This window comes from Pseudomonas sp. LjRoot277 (assembly GCF_964253845.1).
Classification (GTDB): Bacteria; Pseudomonadota; Gammaproteobacteria; order Pseudomonadales; family Pseudomonadaceae; genus Aquipseudomonas.
In genome coordinates, this window is the sequence record NZ_CAXURI020000001.1 from 1,191,335 (window position 1) to 1,209,303 (window position 17,969).

The following is a 17,969-nucleotide window of genomic DNA, read 5'->3' on the forward strand; positions in this document are numbered from 1 at the left end:
CGCCATTAAATGAGCCCACGTTGAACCAGGCCCTGATGCGCCGCTAACGGATCTTCAGCCAGGAACAAATCAGTAATCTTGAACGTTCGTGCGGACAACTCGGCGTGGTGGATGCATACCGTGGGGCCGGCAATCATTTTTGGGCAACTGACACCATTCAAAAGTTTCGGCAGCTGCGAAAGGTTCATGGCTTTGCTGGAATACAGCAGTACGACGCGGGCTTGCAGATGATCGACCGCCAGCGCGAGTTCGCCGGCGGGGAGTGGCCAGTCGAACACTTCCACCGGGCAATCGGCGCTGCTGATCAGCCAGGCGGTCAGCCACAGGTGAGGTTCCAGTGGCAGGTCCGATTGATTGATCAACAACAGTGGCGCGGTGCGTAACTGACGGTTGTTATGGTAGATGCGTGCGCCAAATTTGCTGCGTAACCAGGAGTAAAAAAACACCCGCTCCATCTGCGCACCGAACTGGCCTTGCCAGCGTTGCTCCAGTTCAGCCAGCAATGGCATCAGTAGTTTTGCGCACAAGGTCCGTGGTGGATACAACGCCATGGCCTGATTGACGGTGTCATCGAGGGTGCGTTCGTTCAGTTGAGTGACCGCTTGCAGCAGCGTAGAACGCAGCACTTGCCAATCGTTTTCGACGGATTCGGTGAAGGCCTGCGGGGTGTCGAGCAGTGGCTTGACCTGGCTGACGGCCACGCCGCGGTTGAGCCAGGTGAGGATCGTCAGGATGCGTTGAACGTGTTCGTCAGAGAACAGCCGATGCCCCTTGGGCGTGCGTTGCGGCACGATCAGGCCATAACGCCGTTCCCAGGCCCGCAAGGTGACGGCGTTGACGCCGGTCTGCCGCGCGACCTCGCGGATCGGCAGCCAGCCTTCGTCGAGGGCTTTCTTGAAGTCGGCGCCAAGGTCTTCGCTGGCGCTGGTGTCGAGTAGGGTTTTCATTAGATCGCGTTTCGCAGACTGAGATTTTCCGGATGCGGTTGCAGGTAAACCTGTTGCGCAATGTATGGATCCGGGTGTTGACGGAAGTAGTGTTTGAGCAGCGTCAACGGCACCACCAACGGCACGATGCCGTGGCGGTACTGACCGATGACGTGTTGCACTTCCTGTTTGTCTTCAGGGCTGATCGTCTGTTTGAGATAGCCACTGATGTGTTGCAGGACGTTGGTGTGGGTGCGGCGAGTGGCGCATTTTTTCAAGGCCGCCATCAGCTCGCTGAAATAGCGTGGACCGAGTTCGTTCGGATCGGTCTGGCCCATGTTGCCCAACAGGTTGCCCAGGGTTTTGTATTGCACCGGGTTGTGGGCCATCAGCAGGTATTTGTAGCGCGAGTGAAAATCCGTGAGGCCACGGCGAGTCAGGCCGTCGCGCAGCAACTGCTGCCAGGCGCTATAGGCGAACACGCGGGTGAGGAAGTTTTCTCGCAGCACCGGGTCGTTGAGTCGGCCGTCTTCTTCCACCGGTAAATCCGGATGCAGCGCGCAGAACGCCTGCGCGTAGATGCCACGGCCACCACCGTCCACCGGCGCCCCGTTGGCGTGGTAGACCTTGACCCGATCCAGGCCGCATGACGGGGATTTCTGCATGAAGATGTAGCCGCAGAGATCGCCCAGTTCCGCGGCCATTTTCTGACCGTACTCGGTCAGCGGCCGGGTGACATTGAGTGTTGGGTTAACGGTACCGATGGCTTCTGGATGTTGTGGATCGCCCACCAGACGGATCGGTTCACGGGGAATGCCGAGACCGATGGCGACTTCCGGACAGACCGGGATGAAATCGAAATAGTCCGTGAGGGTGCGACTGCACAGCCGCGACGCCTTGTGCCCGCCGTTAAAACGCACTTCTGCGCCCATCAGGCAGGCGCTGATGGCGATCTTCGGTTTCACGGTGACGTGGGGCATCGGAGCACCTCGAATCTAAACCTGTACAGACTGCTCGGTCTGTACAACATAACTTCATCATAGATTCAAAGGTGTACAAGTCAAATTGTTTGTATAGGTTTTATCGTCGGCCTCCTACCGGATCGATGCGGTTCACTGCAGATGCGCATGCAAGCGGCGGGCGGCTTCCTGGCCGCTGAGCCAGGCGCCTTCGACACGACCGGACAAGCACCAGTCGCCACATACATAGAGGCCCAGATCGGCATCGGCCAGGGCTCCCCATTCATGGCTGCTGGCGGGCCGGGCGTAGAGCCAGCGGTGCGCGAGACTGAAGGTCGGGGCGGGCATGGCGTCGTGCAGCAGTTCGGCAAATGCGCCGTGCAATTGCTCGATCACCGCTTCCTTGGACAGGTCGATATGTTGCCGACTCCAGGCGCTGGTGGCATGCAGGACCCAAGTGTCCAGCGTGTTGTCACGTCCCGGTTTGCTGCGGTTGCGAGCCAGCCAGTCGAGCGGGCTGTCCTGTACGAAGCAGCCTTCCATGGGCGTATCCAGCGGTGTCTCGAACGCCAGCGCGACAGCCCAGGTCGGGTCCATTTTTACCCCGGCGGCGGCACCGGCGAGTTTCGGTGCGGAGGCCAGCAGAGCAGTCGCCTGAGGCGCCGGCGTGGCGATAATCACATGACTGAACGGGCCGTGGGTGAAGCCTTCGGCGTCCTGCAGATGCCAGTGCTCCTCGCCGCGATAGACCTCGGTAATGCGGCAGGCGAAATGCACTTCCAGGTCGCCGAGCAGGCCACGGGTGATGGCGCTCATGCGCGGCGTGCCGACCCAGCGCGTCTGTTCGTCCGGCGACAGACTGAGCTGGCCGCCATGGTAGGTGTAGAGCTGCGGCATCCATTCGGCAACCCAGCCGTTGCCTTGCCAGCGCTGGACTTCAGTGACGAAGCGGCGATCGCGGGCGGTGAAATATTGCGCGCCCAAGTCCAGAGCACCCGCATCGCTGCGCTTGCTCGACATGCGTCCGCCACTGCCGCGGCTTTTATCGAAAAGTTGAACGACATGCCCGACCTCTGTCAGGGCCTGGGCGGCGGAGAGCCCGGCGATGCCGGTGCCGATGATTGCGATAGGTACAGTCATAGGGGCCTCGTTTACCTTTCTGTACAGACTACGCCGTGGTTGAAACCTGTACAATATTGTTTTTTGGTATAACTTTTAGCGTTCTCGTTCTGACAGCTTGGCCTATTGTTAATCACAGAGCCTGCCCGATACCAAAGATCCCTGCTTATAAAAATAGACTAGTGATCAGGGTAAAACGCTACGCGAGGAAGTAGTCATGCACATATTGCTGACCGGCGGTACTGGTTTGATAGGACGTCAACTCTGCCGCCTCTGGCTGAGTCAGGGTCATCGCCTGACGGTCTGGAGTCGCAAGCCTGAAAAAGTCGCGAAAATCTGTGGTGCCCAAGTGCGCGGAGTGGCCCGCCTCGAGGACATCGGCCAGGAGCCAGTGGATGCGATTATCAACCTCGCAGGTGCACCGATTGCCGATCGTCCCTGGACAACCAGACGCAAAGCGCTGTTGTGGAGCAGCCGCATCACCCTGACCGAAACCCTGCTGGCCTGGCTCGAAGCCCGTGAACAAAAACCGCAGGTGTTGATTTCCGGGTCTGCGGTCGGTTGGTACGGTGACGGGGGCGAACGGGAATTGACCGAGAAGTCTCCACCGGTTATCGATGATTTCGCCAGCCAGTTGTGCATCGCCTGGGAAGAAACCGCCCAACGTGCCGAAGGCTTTGGCATTCGCGTGATCTTCATTCGTACCGGGCTGGTGTTGTCGGCCGAGGGCGGCTTTTTGTCGCGGCTGTTGTTGCCGTTCAAAGTGGGGCTGGGCGGGCCTATTGGCAGTGGCCGGCAGTGGATGCCGTGGATCCATATCAACGATCAAATCGCCCTGATTGATTTTCTTCTGCGTCAGGAAGACGCCAGTGGTCCTTATAATGCCTGCGCACCCAAGCCTGTGCGCAACCGCGAGTTTGCCAAGACATTGGGCAGCGTGCTGCACCGCCCGACGTTCATGCCCATGCCGGCCCTTGCGTTGAAGGTGTGTCTGGGCGAATTGTCATTGCTGTTGCTGGGCGGCCAGAAGGCCGTACCGGTTCGCTTGCTGGAAGCGGGTTTCACTTTCCAGTTCACTGATTTGCGCGCGGCTCTGGACGACCTTTCCAGCCGCCTTTGAAATAGGACGTTGCATGACCGATCACGCATTGCTTCTGGTCAATCTGGGCTCTCCGGCCTCCACCTCGGTGGCGGATGTGCGCAGTTACCTCAATCAATTTCTGATGGACCCGTATGTGATCGACCTGCCATGGCCGGTGCGACGTTTGCTGGTGTCGCTGATCCTGTTCAGGCGCCCGGAGCAGTCTGCCCATGCCTACGCCTCGATCTGGTGGGAGGAGGGCTCGCCGTTGGTGGTGCTCAGCCGTCGCTTGCAACAGGCCATGACGGCCCAGTGGACCCACGGTCCGGTGGAGTTGGCGATGCGTTACGGTGAGCCGTCTATTGAATCGGCGCTGGTGCGCCTGGCGGCTCAGGGTCACAAGAGGATCACGATCGCGCCGCTCTATCCACAGTTCGCTGACAGCACTGTGACCACAGTGATCGAGGAGGCCAAGCGGGTGGTTCGCGATAAGCAGCTGGATGTGCAGTTTTCGATTCTCCAGCCGTTCTACGATGAACCGGAATACCTCGATGCGCTGGTGGCCAGCGCCAAGCCGCATTTGCAGCAGGATTACGATCACTTGCTGTTGAGCTTCCACGGTTTGCCGGAACGGCACTTGAAGAAGCTCAATCCGGGTCACAGTTTTGAGGGCGGCGGCGATTGCTGTGCGGGTGCACCACCGGAAGTGGTCGCGACCTGTTATCGCGGTCAGTGTCTGCGAACTGCGGCGGAGTTTGCCAAACGCATGGGCTTGCCGGATGGCAAGTGGTCGGTGTCGTTTCAGTCGCGTCTGGGGCGGGCCAAATGGATCGAACCCTACACCGAAGCGCGCCTTGATGAGTTGGCTGGAATGGGCGTGAAGAAAGTGCTGGTGATGTGCCCGGCGTTCGTTGCCGATTGCATCGAGACACTGGAAGAGATCGGGGATCGCGGCAAAGAGCTGTTCCGCGAGGCGGGAGGGGAGGAGTTGGTGCTGGTGCCGTGCCTCAACGACGATCCGCAGTGGGCGCGGGCGTTGAGCACCTTGTGCGAAAGAGCGCCGTTGGCGCTGTAGGAATACACCTTGAAGTGAAGGTGGGCTTGTTGTGGCGAGGGAGCTTGCTCCCGCTGGGTCGCGAAGCGGCCCCAAAATCTTTGCAGTCGATGAATATTTTGTGAGTGCTGCGCACTCAAGCGGGAGCAAGCTCCCTCGCCACAGGGGGTTGAGTCGTCTGTTACAGCACCGGCTCATTCGCCTTCTTGTGCTTCCAGCTGTCATTACCCGGCAGCAATAGGTTCAGCGCAATCGCCGTCACCGCGCACAGCGCGATGCCTTTGAGGCCGAAGTCGTCCGGCCCAGTGCCGGTGCCGACCAGTACGCCGCCAATCCCGAACACCAGGGTCACCGAGACGATCACCAGATTGCGCGCTTCGCCCAGGTCGATCTTGTGGCGAATCAGCGTGTTCATGCCCACCGCCGCAATCGAACCGAACAACAGGCACAGAATCCCGCCCATCACCGGTACCGGAATGCTTTGCAGCAGCGCGCCGAACTTGCCGATGAACGCCAGGGTGATGGCGAAAATCGCCGCCCAGGTCATGATCTTCGGGTTGTAGTTCTTGGTCAGCATCACCGCGCCCGTCACTTCGGCATAGGTGGTGTTGGGTGGGCCGCCAAACAGGCCGGCGGCGGTAGTGGCAATGCCATCGCCGAGCAGGGTGCGGTGCAGGCCGGGTTTCTTCAGATAGTCGCGACCGGTCACGCTACCGACAGCGATCACGCCGCCGATGTGCTCGATGGCCGGGGCCAGGGCCACCGGAACGATGAACAGAATCGCCTGCCAGTTGAATTCCGGCGCGGTGAAGTGCGGGATCGCAAACCACGGTGCGGCGGCGATTTTCGCGGTATCAACGACGCCAAAGTAGAACGCCATCGCAAAACCCACCAGCACACCGGAGATGATTGGCACCAGGCGGAAGATACCTTTACCGAACACCGCGACAATCAGGGTGGTCAGCAGCGCTGGCATCGAGATCAGCATCGCCGTCTGATAATGAATCAGCTCGGTGCCGTCGCCAGCCTTGCCCATCGCCATGTTGGCGGCGATTGGCGCCATGGCCAGGCCGATGGAGATGATCACCGGGCCAATCACCACCGGTGGCAGCAGGCGGTCAATGAAACCGGTGCCTTTGATCTTCACGGCAAGGCCGAGGAAGGTGTAGACGAAACCCGCCGCCATCACGCCGCCCATGGTCGCCGCGAGGCCGAACTGGCCTTTGGCGAGAATGATCGGGGTGATGAAGGCAAAGCTCGACGCCAGGAACACCGGCACCTGACGCCCGGTGACAATCTGGAACAGAATCGTCCCCAGGCCAGCGGTGAACAGCGCCACGTTCGGGTCGAGGCCGGTAATCAGCGGCATCAACACCAGGGCGCCGAAGGCCACGAACAGCATCTGCGCACCCGACAGCACCGTGCGCCAGAGCGGATCGTTGAACTCTTGCTGCATGCTCAAGCGTCCTTCTGCTTGGTGCCGAAGATCTTGTCACCGGCATCGCCCAGGCCTGGGATGATGTAACCGTGTTCGTTGAGTTTCTCGTCAATGGAAGCGGTGTAGATGGTCACGTCCGGGTGAGCCTTCTCTACGGCGGCAATGCCTTCAGGGGCCGCCACCAGCACCATCGCGCGGATATCCCGGCAACCGGCCTTTTTCAGCAGGTCGATGGTAGCGACCATGGAGCTGCCGGTAGCGAGCATCGGGTCGATGATCATCGCCAGGCGCTCGTTGATTTCCGGAACCAGTTTTTCCAGGTAGGTGTGGGCCTGCAGGGTCTGTTCGTTGCGGGCTACACCGACGGCGCTGACTTTGGCGCCCGGGATCAGGCTCAGCACGCCTTCGAGCATGCCGATACCGGCGCGCAGGATCGGTACTACAGTAATTTTCTTGCCGGCGATTTTCTCGACCGACACCGTGCCGCACCAGCCTTCGATGTCGTAGCTTTCCAGCGGCAGGTCTTTGGTGGCTTCATAGGTCAGCAGGGCACCGACTTCCTGAGCGAGCTCACGGAAATTCTTCGTGCTGATGTCGGCGCGGCGCATAAGGCCGAGTTTATGGCGGATCAGCGGATGGCGGATCTCGAGGATGGGCATGGGAAAGGCTCCGGCGGCGGGCAAAAAAACCGGCCTAGATTAATCTATCCGAGGGTGTTGTCCTATAGACATGAAGTACGTTAGTCCACAAACGCTTGATCTGGCCTCGCTTGATGCGTACCTTTGCCCGCTTTTCCTGAATCCGCCACCCCCTGGAGAGCGCTATGTCCGCTGATCTCGAGCATATCCGTCAAATCATGCGAGAGGCTGACTGCCTGTACACCGAAGCTGAAGTCGAGGCGGCCATCGCCCGCGTCGGTGCACAAATCAACGACCAGCTGGCTGAAAGCAATCCGGTGGTGTTCTGCGTGATGAACGGCGGGCTGATTTTCTCCGGCAAGCTGCTGACCTATCTGAACTTCCCGCTGGAAGCGTCCTACCTGCACGCCACCCGTTATCGCAACGAAACCAGCGGCGGCGACCTGTTCTGGAAAGCCAAGCCGGAAGTGTCGTTCATCGACCGTGACGTGCTGATCATCGACGACATCCTCGACGAAGGTCACACCCTGGGCGCGATCATCGACTTCTGCAAACACGCCGGCGCCCGTGCTGTGCACACCGCCGTGCTGATCGACAAGGACCACGACCGCAAGGCTCGCCCGGACCTGAAAGCCGATTTCGTCGGCCTGCCATGCATCGACCGTTACATCTTCGGTTACGGCATGGACTACAAAGGCTACTGGCGTAACGCCAACGGGATTTTTGCTGTTAAAGGCATGTAAGCCGGACACAATCTGTAGCAGCTGGCGCAGCCTGCGTCCGGCTGCGCAGCAGTCGTAAACCCTGCCCCGCGGTTTAACTGAAAAGCCGCATCGCCTGTTTTACGACTGCTTCGCAGCCGGACGCAGCCTTCGGCAGCTGCTACAGTGCTCGGCCTCGCCTTGGGAGCCTGTCATGAGCTTTTTGATCCGCAGCTGCGCCGCCCTGTTGCTGACCGTCAGCCTGCCTCTGGCTGCCGCCCCGGCGCCGATGCACGCGCAGTTCCTGCCCCCGGATGACCTGACCCTGCGTGACGCGGAACCCGAGCAGCAACAGCTGTTGCAGGTTACCGAGTACTCGGTGGTGGTCGGCAGCCAGCGCCAGTCCAACCAGCAGCCGATTCCGGTGACCTCACCGTTGCTGATCCGTCTCAAGGGCAAATCCTTGAACAAGGGCGCGACCATCAGCCAGGTGCTGGTCAATTTCGATGGCGAAAGCAAAAGCCTGAAAAAGCCGATCTACGACGACAAGAACAAAACCCTGACGCTGTTTTACCCGATGGCCCAGTACCGGGTGGTTATCGACTTGTTGCGCAATGACACGGTGTATTGCCAGTTCCTCAGCTACGCCAACGGCCATGTCTGGGCCGATCTGCACACGGGCGCTGTTCGTCCGCGTTGAGCCCGGTGGCAAGGGAGGGGTAAACTGCCCGCCCCGTGAAATGTCTGCGAGCTGGAGTCGGCAATGCGTAAAGATAAGAAGCAAGTGATTGGTGACGAGATCGGCGATGAGCAGATCAAGCTGTTCCTCGATTTCGAACCGGTCGACGCCACGTCGCCGTCGCTGCACAAACTGATCAAGGCCTATCGCGGCCTGCGCATCGATGACTTCGGGCGCTTTCTGACGTTCTTCGTCGAAGCCGGTCTGGATCTGGACGGCAAGGATGAGCACGGCAATGACTTCGTCGCCCTGATCAAGGATCAGCGCAACGCGGCCGAGTACATCGAACTGATCGAAAAGGCTCGCGGCTAACGTAGGCATTTGTGGCGAGGGAGCTTGCTCCCGCTTGAGTGCGCAGCGCTCACAAAAATCTCCGCCGTTCGCAGAATTTTGGGGCCGCTGCGCAGCCCAGCGGGAGCAAGCTCCCTCGCCACAAAGATTGTTTCACCGCACACAAAAAAACGCCCCGCTCTCAATGAGAACGGGGCGTTTTTTATGCGGCCGAATCAAGCGTAGCTTTCGGTCTCGTTGCTGGCTTCAACCAGTTCCAGCGCGACGTTGTTCTGCACATTGATCTTGCGATACAGCGCAGCGTCGGTTTCCAGAACCTTTTCGCGGGCCGGGAAAATTTCCGCGAGCTTGGCAGCCCATTCACCAGAAGTTTTGTTCGGGAAGCATTTCTCGATCAGCTCAAGCATGATCGAAACAGTCACCGACGCACCTGGCGAAGCGCCGAGCAGAGCAGCAAGGGTACCGTCCTTGGCCGCGACCAGTTCGGTACCGAACTGCAGGACGCCGCCCTTTTTCGGGTCTTTCTTGATGATCTGCACCCGTTGGCCGGCCACTTCCAGGCGCCAGTCTTCGGCTTTCGCTTCAGGGTAGAAGCGACGCAGGGAATCCAGGCGCTGCTCCATCGACTGCATCACTTCGCTGACCAGGTATTTGGTCAGGTCCATGTTGTTTTTCGCCACGGCCAGCATCGGGCCGATGTTGCCGGCGCGAACCGACATCGGCAGGTCCATGAAGGAGCCGTGCTTGAGGAACTTGGTGGTGAAACCGGCGTAAGGTCCGAACAGCAGGGACTTCTTGCCATCGACTACGCGGGTGTCCAGGTGCGGCACCGACATCGGTGGCGAACCCACCGCCGCCTGGCTGTAAACCTTGGCCTGGTGGTGCTTGACCACTTCCGGGTTGTCGCAACGCAGCCACTGGCCACTGATCGGGAAGCCGCCGAAGCCTTTGCTTTCTTCGATGCCCGAAGCTTGCAGCAGCGGCAGTGCCGCGCCGCCAGCGCCGAGGAACACGAATTTCGCGTCGACGTCACGGGAATTGCCGCTGTTGACGTCCTTGATGCTGACGGTCCAGCCGCTGCCGTTACGCTTGAGGCCGGTCACGCGCTTGCAGTACTTGACCTGTGCATCGGGTGCGCTGGTCAGGTGCTTGAGCAGTTGATTGGTCAGGGCGCCGAAGTTGACGTCGGTGCCGTTCATGACGCGGGTGGCGGCGACGACTTCGTCGGCCGGCCGGCCAGGCATCATCAGCGGCATCCACTCGGCCATGGTGGCCTTGTCTTCGGTGTATTCCATGTCCGAGAAGGCGTGGTGCTTGCTCAGCGTCTTGAAGCGTTCCTTGAGGAAGGAAACGCCATCGTCACTCTGGACGAAGCTCAGGTGCGGCACCGGGCTGATGAACGTCTTGCACGAGCCGAAGGTGCTTTTCCTGGTCAGGTAGGACCAGAACTGCTTCGACACCTCGAACTGGGTGTTGATGTGCACGGCTTTCTTGATGTCGACGGTGCCGTCGGCGGCCTGCGGCGTGTAGTTGAGCTCACACAGCCCGGCGTGACCGGTACCGGCGTTGTTCCACGGGTTCGAACTCTCCGCGGCACCGGAATCCATCAGCTCGACGACTTCCAGCTTGATCGCGGGGTCGAGCTCTTTGAGCAGTACAGCGAGGGTGGCACTCATGATGCCGGCCCCAACCAGTACTACGTCGACTGCTTCGTTATGCGCCATTTAACGCGTCTCCAAAATCTGCAGCACCAAATTGTCGGCATGGCTGCCAGGCGTTCAGGGGCGTGTCAGTGATGCCCCAAGTACCCATGGCAGTAATCGCCATGTCCGAATCTTCGCAATTTTTCGCAACTTCGACGGACGCTACCGGCCGGGTCTAAAAGAGTTACATGAACTCACTTCAACGCGCGGCTGGCAATTCGACTTATGGTCGATACATCCGTTTGTGCAACCAAATCCGTAGAGGACAGGCTTCAGGCTCCGGTGTTCGAGGCGTACTCGGGCCTGTGTCGTTGGGCTGTTTCAGACGCTAATGGTGCATATTCAGACGCAAAACTATTCATTTGCTCGCCACACTCTTGTGAAGTTGTGAAAACCCGTTTTTTTCACGCTCTTTTGAAGACGTGAACCTCAAAAAAGGGCTGCCCCAGCCTGGCACTGTGCCCGGATGGATTGCCGCCATGGGATACATGACAGGCAAAACGGGCAAACAGCTCAGTGACCGAGCGTAATGACAGCTCTGCAGATTCGCGAAAAGTGGGTTTTTTGCTCAAGGAACAGCAAGCGCGCCAGCTTCACTCGATCTGTGTGGGCGGCTCTCTGTGGGCGGTGCGGGGTGTCAATACAAGCGCATTGACGATGCTGCGAGGCCCGATCAGGAGACGTCCTTATAATCGGGGGGAGATTGTAGCGAAGAAACGCAGGGAAATGGTCGTGTTTAATGACTTTTATTAGGTGTTCGGTCAGGTGGTCAACAGGTGTTGAGCCCGCGCACGTGGCTGGCGCTGGCTCACACGGGCGCTAGGGGGCAGGGGATGGTGTAACCAGTTGAGACGGATTTCTTCGATTTCGACCCAGTCATCACCCATCGGCTGGAGGCTGCACTGTTTGAATGCCTGGCAATGGCCGTTGCGGTCGAGCAGGGCGAAGCAGCGATGCAGAGGGCGTGGGTTGAACAGCGAGATGAGATAGCGCATGGCGAAGTACCTTGTGGGGTGACTGCTGTGAAGGTTGCCAGCGAGCCGTGACGAGCAAGTGTATGGGTGGTGACATCTCTGTGACAGGAACCGCGGTCTGAAGGGTTTGTCAGAGATTTCAGTAATCACTGTGAGGTGCTAGTTACCCACAGTGGCCCACCGCTATACTGCGGGCCTGTTTGTGCCTGATTCTGGAGAGAAGAGCATGTTGCAACGCCTGTTGTTCGGTTTGATCACTGTGACCAGTTTGACCCTGGTTGGCTGCGCCCACAGCCCGCAACAACTGAACCCGGAACCCAAGCTGACGGCTCAGCTGGCACCGGTCGGTCATGGTCAACCGGTGGTGGTGCGTGTGGTGGACGGTCGTCCATCGCCAACGCTGGGCACCCGTGGTGGCCTGTACCCTGAGACCAGCGCGATCACCGTGCAGGGCGCGCAGATTCTGCCGAAGTTGCAGGCTCAGGCCGAAGCGGCCGTGCGGTTGCTGGGTTTTACGCCAACCAACAATGCACCGAATGCACCGCAAATAACCGTGACCCTGGCCGAGCTGAAGTATCAGTCGCCTAAAGAAGGCATGTATGTGACTGAGGCCACCATTGGCGCGACATTCCGCTCCGATGTGCAGAATGCCAATCGTCGTTACAGCGGTCGTTATGGTGCGTCCCTGGATCAGCGTTTTGGTATGGCGCCGAATCAGGAAACCAATACCAAGCTGGTCAGTGATGTGCTGAGCGATGCGTTGACGCGTCTGTTCAAGGATCCGACGATTGGTCAGATTCTCGGCGAATAAGCCTTCGCTGGATACAAAAAGCCCGGTGCCAGCAATGGCCCCGGGCTTTTTCATGCCGCTTGCGAATCGTTATTTGTCGGAAAGCAAGGGCAGGTGGCGAGGCTTTCGGTAGAATCCGCGCCGCGGTCGCCGGTTCGGCGTCTGCCACACCTGTTTTGCTGAGGTCCGTGATGTCGTTGCATTTGATTTCGCTGTTTACCAACCATCCCGCCAAGTTGATCAACCTGTTGGCCTTGTTGTTTGCCTTTCCGGGCGGCTGGTTGCTGCATGCCACTCGTCGCCGCGAACAGCGCGCGTTGGCCACTCTCGAAGCGCAAAGCCAGAGCCGTCGTATCGATGAACCGACGTTGATGCTGGATGGGGCGACCTTGCGCATGAACCGGTTTTTCTATGGATTCGGTTTTGCCTGCCTGGGGTTGGCGCTGCTGGTGTCGTGGATCAGCACTCGGGTTTGAATCGCTAAAAAGCAAAAGATCGCAGCCTCGTTTCACTCGACAGCTCCTACAGGGGATAGCGTTCGCCCTGTAGGAGCTGTCGAGTGAAACGAGGCTGCGATCTTTTGATCTTGCTTCAAAAAAACCTTACAACGGCAAACCTGCTTTCACACGGTACTGATTGCGCACCGGCGTCGCGTATTGCAGAACCATGAACGGACGATGCTCCTCAGGGCACGCGTCCAGACGCTGTTGCCATTGCTCCTGAGCCTTGGCCAGTTCGTCGGCCGCAAACACCTCAGCGGCTTTCGGCACCTGCAATTGCGGGTCGGCGTCTTTCCACTGGGCGTAGGCCAGGTAGTGCACCGGGAACAGGCGGTAGCCGCCGAGGATCTGCCGGTCCATCTCGATCGCCAATTGTTTGGTGTCATCGAACAGCTCGGTGATCGGCGAGGCGAAGTTCACATGCACTCGGCCTTTGTAGCCGGTGATGCCCTTGGCGATGCTCGCATCGTCCTCGCCCGGTACTTTGGTGTAGCTGCCGGTGGTGGCGCGGATGAACAGCTCGCGAGCCTTGGCTTGATCGCACGGGTCATATTCGTAGCTGATCGACACAGGGGTGAGGTTCAACGACTGAATGACTTCGCCGAACGGCTCGTCCTTGCGGCTCATGTGGAACATTTTGAGGATGGCCGACTCGGTGCGGTCGTCGCCGTCTTTCGCCCGGCCCTCGGCCTGGGCGATCCAGATCGAGGCGCAATCGTTGCGGATAGAGTGGTTGATGTAGGCCGACAGCAGTTGATACGCGGCCATCTTCTCGCGGCGACCGGTGATCGAACGGTGCACGATGAAGCTCTTGTTCAGGCGCATCAGATCGCTGACGAAGGGCTTTTGCAGCAGGTTGTCGCCGATCGCGATGCGCGGTGTCGGCAGGCCCGCGTGGTACACGGCGTAGTTGACGAAGGCCGGGTCCATCACGATGTCGCGGTGGTTGGCGATGAAAAGGTAGGCGCTGCCGGACTTGAACTGCTCGACGCCGGTGTACGTGACGCCGTCGGTTGCGCGTTCGATGGTGTGGTCGACGTACATCTCGACCTTGTCCTGCAACGTGGCCACCGAGTGAACGCCGGCGAACTCACGGCGCAGCCGATGAGCTATAAGAGGTTTAAGCATCCAGCCGAAAGCACCGGCAAAGCGCGGGAAGCGGAAGTGGGTGAGGATATCTAGAAACGCCTTGTCGCCGAGCAGCCTGTCCAGTACCGCTGGGACTTCGCTGTCGTCGTAAGGTCGGATGGCATCGAATTCGCCCATCATGCTCTCTTGTTAGAAACGGCTAGGGTAAGTAAAGGTTTTGATCGAAAACCAACGGGGCACGGTCTGAAGAGTTAGCCAGACAAAAATAGCCCTGCAAATAGACCGGCGATTATACGCACAAGTCACCTGGGAGACCGCGATGCTGGAAACCGAGCGCTACGAATGTCCGTATTGTGGTGAAGAGGCTGAGGCCGTTCTGGACTTGTCCGGTGGCGATCAGACCTATATCGAAGACTGTCCGGTGTGTTGTCGCCCCATCACGTTTGTTCTGCAGACTGACGGTCAGGAATGGTTGCTCGAAGTTCACAGCGAAAACGAATGAAAGGGGCACCCCATGCAGCGAATCTACGAGCCGGAAAACCTCATGGAAGGTGAGTTGCTGCAAAGCATGTTGGCCAGTGAGGGCATCGAAGCGCATCTGGTGGGGCGCGATTTGCTCGGTGGCAGCGGCGAATTGCCGATCTTTGGCCTGTTGGGCCTGTCGGTCGATAACGACGAGGCCGATTACGCCCGCGAGTTGATCACCGCGTACAATGCCGCGCTGCCGATGCCCGGTGATGAACCGGAGAGTTTTCCCGGCACGCTGGTCTGTTAGGCTGACGTTCGTTTTATCTAGAGTCGTGTTGCCCCATGTGTGGACGTTATGCCCTGTTTCGCTGGAACCCCGCCTTCGCGGCCCTGCCTGGCTTCCCCGCCGATCAGCAGGCCCAGTGGAATATTTCTCCCAATGATTCGGTGTTGATGCTGCGTGCAGGTGTCGATGGCCAGCGTGAGTTGGCCCGCGCGCGTTGGGGATTGACGCCGCCGTGGCTGACCGACTTGTCCCGTACGCCAGCCCATGCCCGGGCCGAAACCGTCGCGGAACAACCGATGTTTCGCCAGGCTCTGCGCGAACGCCGTTGCCTGCTGCCGGCCAACGGTTTTTACGAATGGCGCGGCACGACCCGCAAGCGACCGTATTGGCTGACGCCGGGGGAGGGCTCGACGCTGTTCTTCGCAGCAATCTGGGAAGCGTATCCGGTGCAGGAGCAGGTGTGGCTGAGCACGGCGGTGATCACGCAGCCGGCGGCGAGTCAGCGCCGGCCGTTGATTCTCGATGCGGCGGGACAGGAAGCGTGGCTCAATCCCGAGACACCGTTGCATGCCTTGCAGGCATTGCTCGCCAGTGAACCCGCGGCGTTGCGCGAGCGGGTGTTGGCGAATCTGGTGAATGATCCGAAGCTGAATGGGCCCGAGTGTATTACTCCGGGTTGAGACCTTGGTGTTGTTTAAAAGCCACCCCTCACCCCAGCCCTCTCCCCACAGGGGAGAGGGGAAAGGGAGCCGATCTCGGTTGCTTTCAGAACCTGAGTTCGACTCGGTAATTCAGGTCGATGTAGCTCTAAGAGCACCTCGATCAGTCCCCTCTCCCTACGGGCGGTCCGACGTTTCGGGAGGGTTAGGGTGAGGGGTCTCTTCAGACCTTGAACTGATTGATCAACCGCCGCTGCTGCTCAGCCAGCTTGGTCAGATCCGCACTCGCCGCACTCGACTCATCCGCTCCGCCCGCCACTTCATTGGCCACTTGCCCGATGTTGATCACGTTACGGTTGATGTCGTCAGCCACCGCACTCTGTTCCTCAGCCGCACTGGCAATCTGGGTGTTCATGTCGTTGATCACCGACACCGCCTGCGTAATCGTCTCCAGTGCCTCGGCCGCTTTCGCCGCATGCTGCACGCTTTCATCGGTACGGTTTTGACTGTCCTCCATCACACGCACCACATCGCGCGTGCCTTGTTGCAGTTGCTGAATCATGGTCTGAATTTCTTCAGTGGCTTTCTGAGTCTTCTGCGCCAGGTTGCGCACTTCATCGGCGACCACCGCAAAACCGCGCCCCTGTTCGCCGGCGCGGGCCGCTTCGATGGCCGCGTTCAAGGCCAGCAGGTTGGTCTGTTCGGCAATCCCGCGAATCGCCGTCAGGATCGCATTGATGTTCTCGCTGTCCTTGGCCAAGGTCTGCACCACGCCGACAGCCTTGCCGATTTCTATCGCCAGCACGCCAATCGAGTTCGACGTATCGCGGACGATTTGCATGCCTTGCGCCGCTGCCTGATCGGCATGGCTGGCGGCTTGCGCAGCCTGGGTCGCGTTGCGCGCCACGTCCTGGGCGGTGGCGGTCATTTCATGCACCGCCGTGGCGACTTGATCAATCTCGGCCATTTGCTTGTGCACGCCGATGTTGGTGCGGATGGCGATGTCGGCGGTGTGTTCCGACGAATCACTGACGCTCTGCACCGAAGTCACCACCTGGGTGATCATCACCTGCAACTTGGCCAGGAAGGTGTTGAAGCCTTTGGCGATCGAGCCCAATTCGTCGGCGCGGTCGCTGGTCAGGCGTCGAGTCAGGTCACCTTCGCCCTGAGCGATGTCGTCGAGCATCGCGACCATCTGCTTCAGCGGCCGGGCAATGCCGTGGCCCACCAGCCAGATCACCAGCAAGCCGATACCGGCAATCAACAAGCCGACCATGGCCATGCCGAAGGTGTCGGACTTGCGCTGGGCGTCCAGATCGCCCTGAAGTTTTTGCAGGTCGGCCATCACTGCGTTCAGCGGCAATTGCAGCATGAGGGTCCAGCGAGCGTCGGTCTGGCCGATACCGAACGGCAGGTACAACTCGATCCGGCCCTGGGCCTTGTCGACGGTGTAGGTGACTTCGCCGCGCTTGAGATTGGCCATGTTGGCGATCTGCTGGCTGTCGAGGATGTCGCTGACCTTCTCGCCGAATTTGCTCGGGTCCTTGGTGTAGGCAACGATCCGGCCATTACCGCCGATCAAGGCCATTTCACCAGCGCCGCGGTACAACTTCTGATTCGCGCCGAGGAGCATCTCCTGGATGAAGTTCACCGAGAGGTCGGCGCCGACGATGCCCTGGAAGGCCCCGTTGAGCATGATCGGTTCTATAAAGGAGGCGAGCATGACGATCTTGTCGCCGACCTTGTAGGGCGCCGGATCGATCACGCAGGATTTTTTGGTTTCTTTCGAGCACAGGTAGTATTCGCTGGCGCGAACGCCGGTGGACAGGGTTTTCTGGTCGTCGACGTCCACCAGTTTGTCGAGGCCCAGGCTGCCGTCTTCGTTGCGGAACCACCACGGCAGGAAGCGGCCGTTGCTCGCGTCGATGCCGGCAACCTGGGTGTCGACGTAGGCCGCGTCGTTGTGATCGAGGGCGTTTTTTTCCCAGCCAATATAGGTGCCGAGAATTTTCGGGTTCTTGACGACGTTTTCCTTGATCAGGCTGATCAATTGCTCACGGCTCAGGTTCAACTGTGGCTGGCCATCGGCACCCGGTGTGCCGATCAATGCGTTGACTCGCACCAGTCCGCCGGCAATCAGCAGTGGCGCTTCGAGCTCGCGCTGGATCTGGCTGACCTGGGTTTGCGCCAGTGATGTCAGGCGTTGTTCGATGACTTGCTCGAATTGTGCCTGGGTCCGCTGCTGGACCATGTCTTGTGTCCGTGCGCCGGAAAACAGTGCGTACAGCACCAGGGCTGCCACGACACTAAGAACGATGGCGCCGGCGAGGGCCGCCACGGAAAACTGGATCGACTTGAATTTCATGGGTGCTCCGCACGCAAGAGGACGTCTGCGGTGCTGTATCGGCAGGGGGGGCGATGGCCATGAGCGGAGGTTGGCGAATTGGCTGTTTTGGAGGGATTGATGTCGCAAACAAATCACTGCGGGCCGTTATCGACCACAGTGGGCACCGTTATGTGAATTTTTTCCTACGTCCATGAGAGCTTTATCTGA

The 17,969-nt window shown here is 59.4% G+C and carries 19 protein-coding genes; 10 read left to right on the forward strand and 9 right to left on the reverse strand.

Annotated features, from left to right (window positions below):
• Positions 1-5: 5 nt before the first annotated feature.
• The 3 genes from ACSQ87_RS05680 to ACSQ87_RS05690 form a co-directional block, all read right to left on the reverse strand.
• The gene (locus ACSQ87_RS05680) at positions 6-947 is read right to left on the reverse strand and encodes a MerR family transcriptional regulator (RefSeq protein WP_436273512.1); all 942 of its coding nucleotides are present in this window, start codon (positions 945-947) and stop codon (positions 6-8) included.
• Positions 947-1,906: a YbgA family protein gene (locus tag ACSQ87_RS05685; RefSeq protein WP_436273513.1), complete on the reverse strand. Its 960-nt coding sequence runs from the start codon at positions 1,904-1,906 to the stop codon at positions 947-949. The genes ACSQ87_RS05680 and ACSQ87_RS05685 overlap by 1 nt, the downstream gene beginning before the upstream one ends.
• Before the next feature lie 132 nt (positions 1,907-2,038).
• Entirely contained in the window at positions 2,039-3,025 is a 987-nt protein-coding gene (locus tag ACSQ87_RS05690) for an NAD(P)/FAD-dependent oxidoreductase (protein ID WP_095130402.1), read from the reverse strand.
• A gap of 196 nt (positions 3,026-3,221) precedes the next feature.
• On the opposite strand from ACSQ87_RS05690, the gene ACSQ87_RS05695 reads away from it, so the two are divergent.
• Both ACSQ87_RS05695 and hemH read left to right on the forward strand, forming a co-directional pair.
• On the forward strand, positions 3,222-4,124 hold the full coding sequence (locus tag ACSQ87_RS05695; protein ID WP_436273514.1) for a TIGR01777 family oxidoreductase: 903 nt from the start codon (positions 3,222-3,224) through the stop codon (positions 4,122-4,124).
• A 13-nt stretch (positions 4,125-4,137) separates the two neighbouring features.
• Positions 4,138-5,160: a ferrochelatase gene (gene hemH, locus ACSQ87_RS05700; RefSeq protein ID WP_436273515.1), complete on the forward strand. Its 1,023-nt coding sequence runs from the start codon at positions 4,138-4,140 to the stop codon at positions 5,158-5,160.
• A gap of 160 nt (positions 5,161-5,320) precedes the next feature.
• Here hemH and ACSQ87_RS05705 read toward each other — a convergent pair whose 3' ends face one another.
• Both ACSQ87_RS05705 and upp read right to left on the reverse strand, forming a co-directional pair.
• Positions 5,321-6,595, reverse strand: a complete 1,275-nt coding sequence (locus ACSQ87_RS05705; RefSeq protein WP_223429647.1) for a uracil-xanthine permease family protein — start codon at positions 6,593-6,595, stop codon at positions 5,321-5,323.
• A gap of 2 nt (positions 6,596-6,597) precedes the next feature.
• Positions 6,598-7,236, reverse strand: a complete 639-nt coding sequence (upp, locus tag ACSQ87_RS05710; RefSeq protein ID WP_008025893.1) for a uracil phosphoribosyltransferase — start codon at positions 7,234-7,236, stop codon at positions 6,598-6,600.
• Between the two features lie 164 nt (positions 7,237-7,400).
• On the opposite strand from upp, the gene ACSQ87_RS05715 reads away from it, so the two are divergent.
• From ACSQ87_RS05715 to ACSQ87_RS05725, 3 genes are all read left to right on the forward strand, one after another.
• Positions 7,401-7,958, forward strand: a complete 558-nt coding sequence (locus tag ACSQ87_RS05715) for a hypoxanthine-guanine phosphoribosyltransferase (protein ID WP_033061274.1) — start codon at positions 7,401-7,403, stop codon at positions 7,956-7,958.
• A 172-nt stretch (positions 7,959-8,130) separates the two neighbouring features.
• A complete protein-coding gene (locus tag ACSQ87_RS05720) occupies positions 8,131-8,616 on the forward strand; it encodes a hypothetical protein (protein ID WP_436273516.1) in 486 nt (161 codons plus the stop codon).
• A 63-nt stretch (positions 8,617-8,679) separates the two neighbouring features.
• Complete coding sequence (locus tag ACSQ87_RS05725) at positions 8,680-8,967, forward strand: PA4642 family protein (RefSeq protein ID WP_008153397.1); 288 nt, start codon at positions 8,680-8,682, stop codon at positions 8,965-8,967.
• A gap of 194 nt (positions 8,968-9,161) precedes the next feature.
• Here ACSQ87_RS05725 and mqo read toward each other — a convergent pair whose 3' ends face one another.
• Positions 9,162-10,670 (reverse strand): malate dehydrogenase (quinone), encoded by a 1,509-nt coding sequence (gene mqo / locus ACSQ87_RS05730; RefSeq protein WP_223429649.1) that lies wholly within the window; start codon positions 10,668-10,670, stop codon positions 9,162-9,164.
• A 740-nt stretch (positions 10,671-11,410) separates the two neighbouring features.
• Complete coding sequence (locus ACSQ87_RS05735; RefSeq protein ID WP_150658978.1) at positions 11,411-11,644, reverse strand: hypothetical protein; 234 nt, start codon at positions 11,642-11,644, stop codon at positions 11,411-11,413.
• Positions 11,645-11,849: 205 nt separating this feature from the next.
• Here ACSQ87_RS05735 and ACSQ87_RS05740 point away from each other — a divergent pair, with 205 nt between their 5' ends.
• Both ACSQ87_RS05740 and ACSQ87_RS05745 read left to right on the forward strand, forming a co-directional pair.
• Positions 11,850-12,434 carry a YajG family lipoprotein gene (locus tag ACSQ87_RS05740; RefSeq protein ID WP_008153392.1) on the forward strand — a complete coding sequence of 195 codons (585 nt, stop codon included), beginning with the start codon at positions 11,850-11,852 and terminating at the stop codon, positions 12,432-12,434.
• A gap of 170 nt (positions 12,435-12,604) precedes the next feature.
• Entirely contained in the window at positions 12,605-12,889 is a 285-nt protein-coding gene (locus ACSQ87_RS05745; protein ID WP_150658974.1) for a hypothetical protein, read from the forward strand.
• A gap of 126 nt (positions 12,890-13,015) precedes the next feature.
• Here ACSQ87_RS05745 and ACSQ87_RS05750 read toward each other — a convergent pair whose 3' ends face one another.
• Positions 13,016-14,179 carry a 1-acyl-sn-glycerol-3-phosphate acyltransferase gene (locus ACSQ87_RS05750; protein WP_191623625.1) on the reverse strand — a complete coding sequence of 388 codons (1,164 nt, stop codon included), beginning with the start codon at positions 14,177-14,179 and terminating at the stop codon, positions 13,016-13,018.
• Positions 14,180-14,321: 142 nt separating this feature from the next.
• Between ACSQ87_RS05750 and ACSQ87_RS05755 the strand changes: the two genes are divergently transcribed.
• The 3 genes from ACSQ87_RS05755 to ACSQ87_RS05765 are packed head-to-tail and all read left to right on the forward strand — an operon-like array spanning position 14,322 to position 15,436.
• A complete protein-coding gene (locus tag ACSQ87_RS05755) occupies positions 14,322-14,504 on the forward strand; it encodes a CPXCG motif-containing cysteine-rich protein (protein WP_008153387.1) in 183 nt (60 codons plus the stop codon).
• Between the two features lie 12 nt (positions 14,505-14,516).
• Positions 14,517-14,777: a putative signal transducing protein gene (locus ACSQ87_RS05760; RefSeq protein ID WP_150658972.1), complete on the forward strand. Its 261-nt coding sequence runs from the start codon at positions 14,517-14,519 to the stop codon at positions 14,775-14,777.
• Between the two features lie 35 nt (positions 14,778-14,812).
• Entirely contained in the window at positions 14,813-15,436 is a 624-nt protein-coding gene (locus ACSQ87_RS05765; RefSeq protein WP_095130423.1) for an SOS response-associated peptidase, read from the forward strand.
• A gap of 202 nt (positions 15,437-15,638) precedes the next feature.
• Here the strand turns inward: ACSQ87_RS05765 and ACSQ87_RS05770 are convergent, their stop codons facing one another.
• Complete coding sequence (locus ACSQ87_RS05770) at positions 15,639-17,780, reverse strand: methyl-accepting chemotaxis protein (protein WP_436273517.1); 2,142 nt, start codon at positions 17,778-17,780, stop codon at positions 15,639-15,641.
• Positions 17,781-17,969 lie beyond the last annotated feature (189 nt).

Bases quoted from the DNA above. Each gene is read 5' to 3' on its own strand.
- ACSQ87_RS05695 (WP_436273514.1), top strand. From the start codon at position 3,222: ATGCACATATTGCTGACCGGCGGTACTGGTTTGATAGGACGTCAACTC.
- mqo (WP_223429649.1), bottom strand. From the start codon at position 10,670: ATGGCGCATAACGAAGCAGTCGACGTAGTACTGGTTGGGGCCGGCATC.
- ACSQ87_RS05770 (WP_436273517.1), bottom strand. From the start codon at position 17,780: ATGAAATTCAAGTCGATCCAGTTTTCCGTGGCGGCCCTCGCCGGCGCC.
- ACSQ87_RS05735 (WP_150658978.1), bottom strand. From the start codon at position 11,644: ATGCGCTATCTCATCTCGCTGTTCAACCCACGCCCTCTGCATCGCTGC.
- ACSQ87_RS05680 (WP_436273512.1), bottom strand. From the start codon at position 947: ATGAAAACCCTACTCGACACCAGCGCCAGCGAAGACCTTGGCGCCGAC.
- ACSQ87_RS05715 (WP_033061274.1), top strand. From the start codon at position 7,401: ATGTCCGCTGATCTCGAGCATATCCGTCAAATCATGCGAGAGGCTGAC.
- ACSQ87_RS05755 (WP_008153387.1), top strand. From the start codon at position 14,322: ATGCTGGAAACCGAGCGCTACGAATGTCCGTATTGTGGTGAAGAGGCT.
- upp (WP_008025893.1), bottom strand. From the start codon at position 7,236: ATGCCCATCCTCGAGATCCGCCATCCGCTGATCCGCCATAAACTCGGC.
- ACSQ87_RS05685 (WP_436273513.1), bottom strand. From the start codon at position 1,906: ATGCCCCACGTCACCGTGAAACCGAAGATCGCCATCAGCGCCTGCCTG.
- ACSQ87_RS05750 (WP_191623625.1), bottom strand. From the start codon at position 14,179: ATGGGCGAATTCGATGCCATCCGACCTTACGACGACAGCGAAGTCCCA.
- ACSQ87_RS05740 (WP_008153392.1), top strand. From the start codon at position 11,850: ATGTTGCAACGCCTGTTGTTCGGTTTGATCACTGTGACCAGTTTGACC.
- ACSQ87_RS05725 (WP_008153397.1), top strand. From the start codon at position 8,680: ATGCGTAAAGATAAGAAGCAAGTGATTGGTGACGAGATCGGCGATGAG.
- ACSQ87_RS05690 (WP_095130402.1), bottom strand. From the start codon at position 3,025: ATGACTGTACCTATCGCAATCATCGGCACCGGCATCGCCGGGCTCTCC.
- hemH (WP_436273515.1), top strand. From the start codon at position 4,138: ATGACCGATCACGCATTGCTTCTGGTCAATCTGGGCTCTCCGGCCTCC.
- ACSQ87_RS05720 (WP_436273516.1), top strand. From the start codon at position 8,131: ATGAGCTTTTTGATCCGCAGCTGCGCCGCCCTGTTGCTGACCGTCAGC.
- ACSQ87_RS05765 (WP_095130423.1), top strand. From the start codon at position 14,813: ATGTGTGGACGTTATGCCCTGTTTCGCTGGAACCCCGCCTTCGCGGCC.
- ACSQ87_RS05760 (WP_150658972.1), top strand. From the start codon at position 14,517: ATGCAGCGAATCTACGAGCCGGAAAACCTCATGGAAGGTGAGTTGCTG.
- ACSQ87_RS05705 (WP_223429647.1), bottom strand. From the start codon at position 6,595: ATGCAGCAAGAGTTCAACGATCCGCTCTGGCGCACGGTGCTGTCGGGT.
- ACSQ87_RS05745 (WP_150658974.1), top strand. From the start codon at position 12,605: ATGTCGTTGCATTTGATTTCGCTGTTTACCAACCATCCCGCCAAGTTG.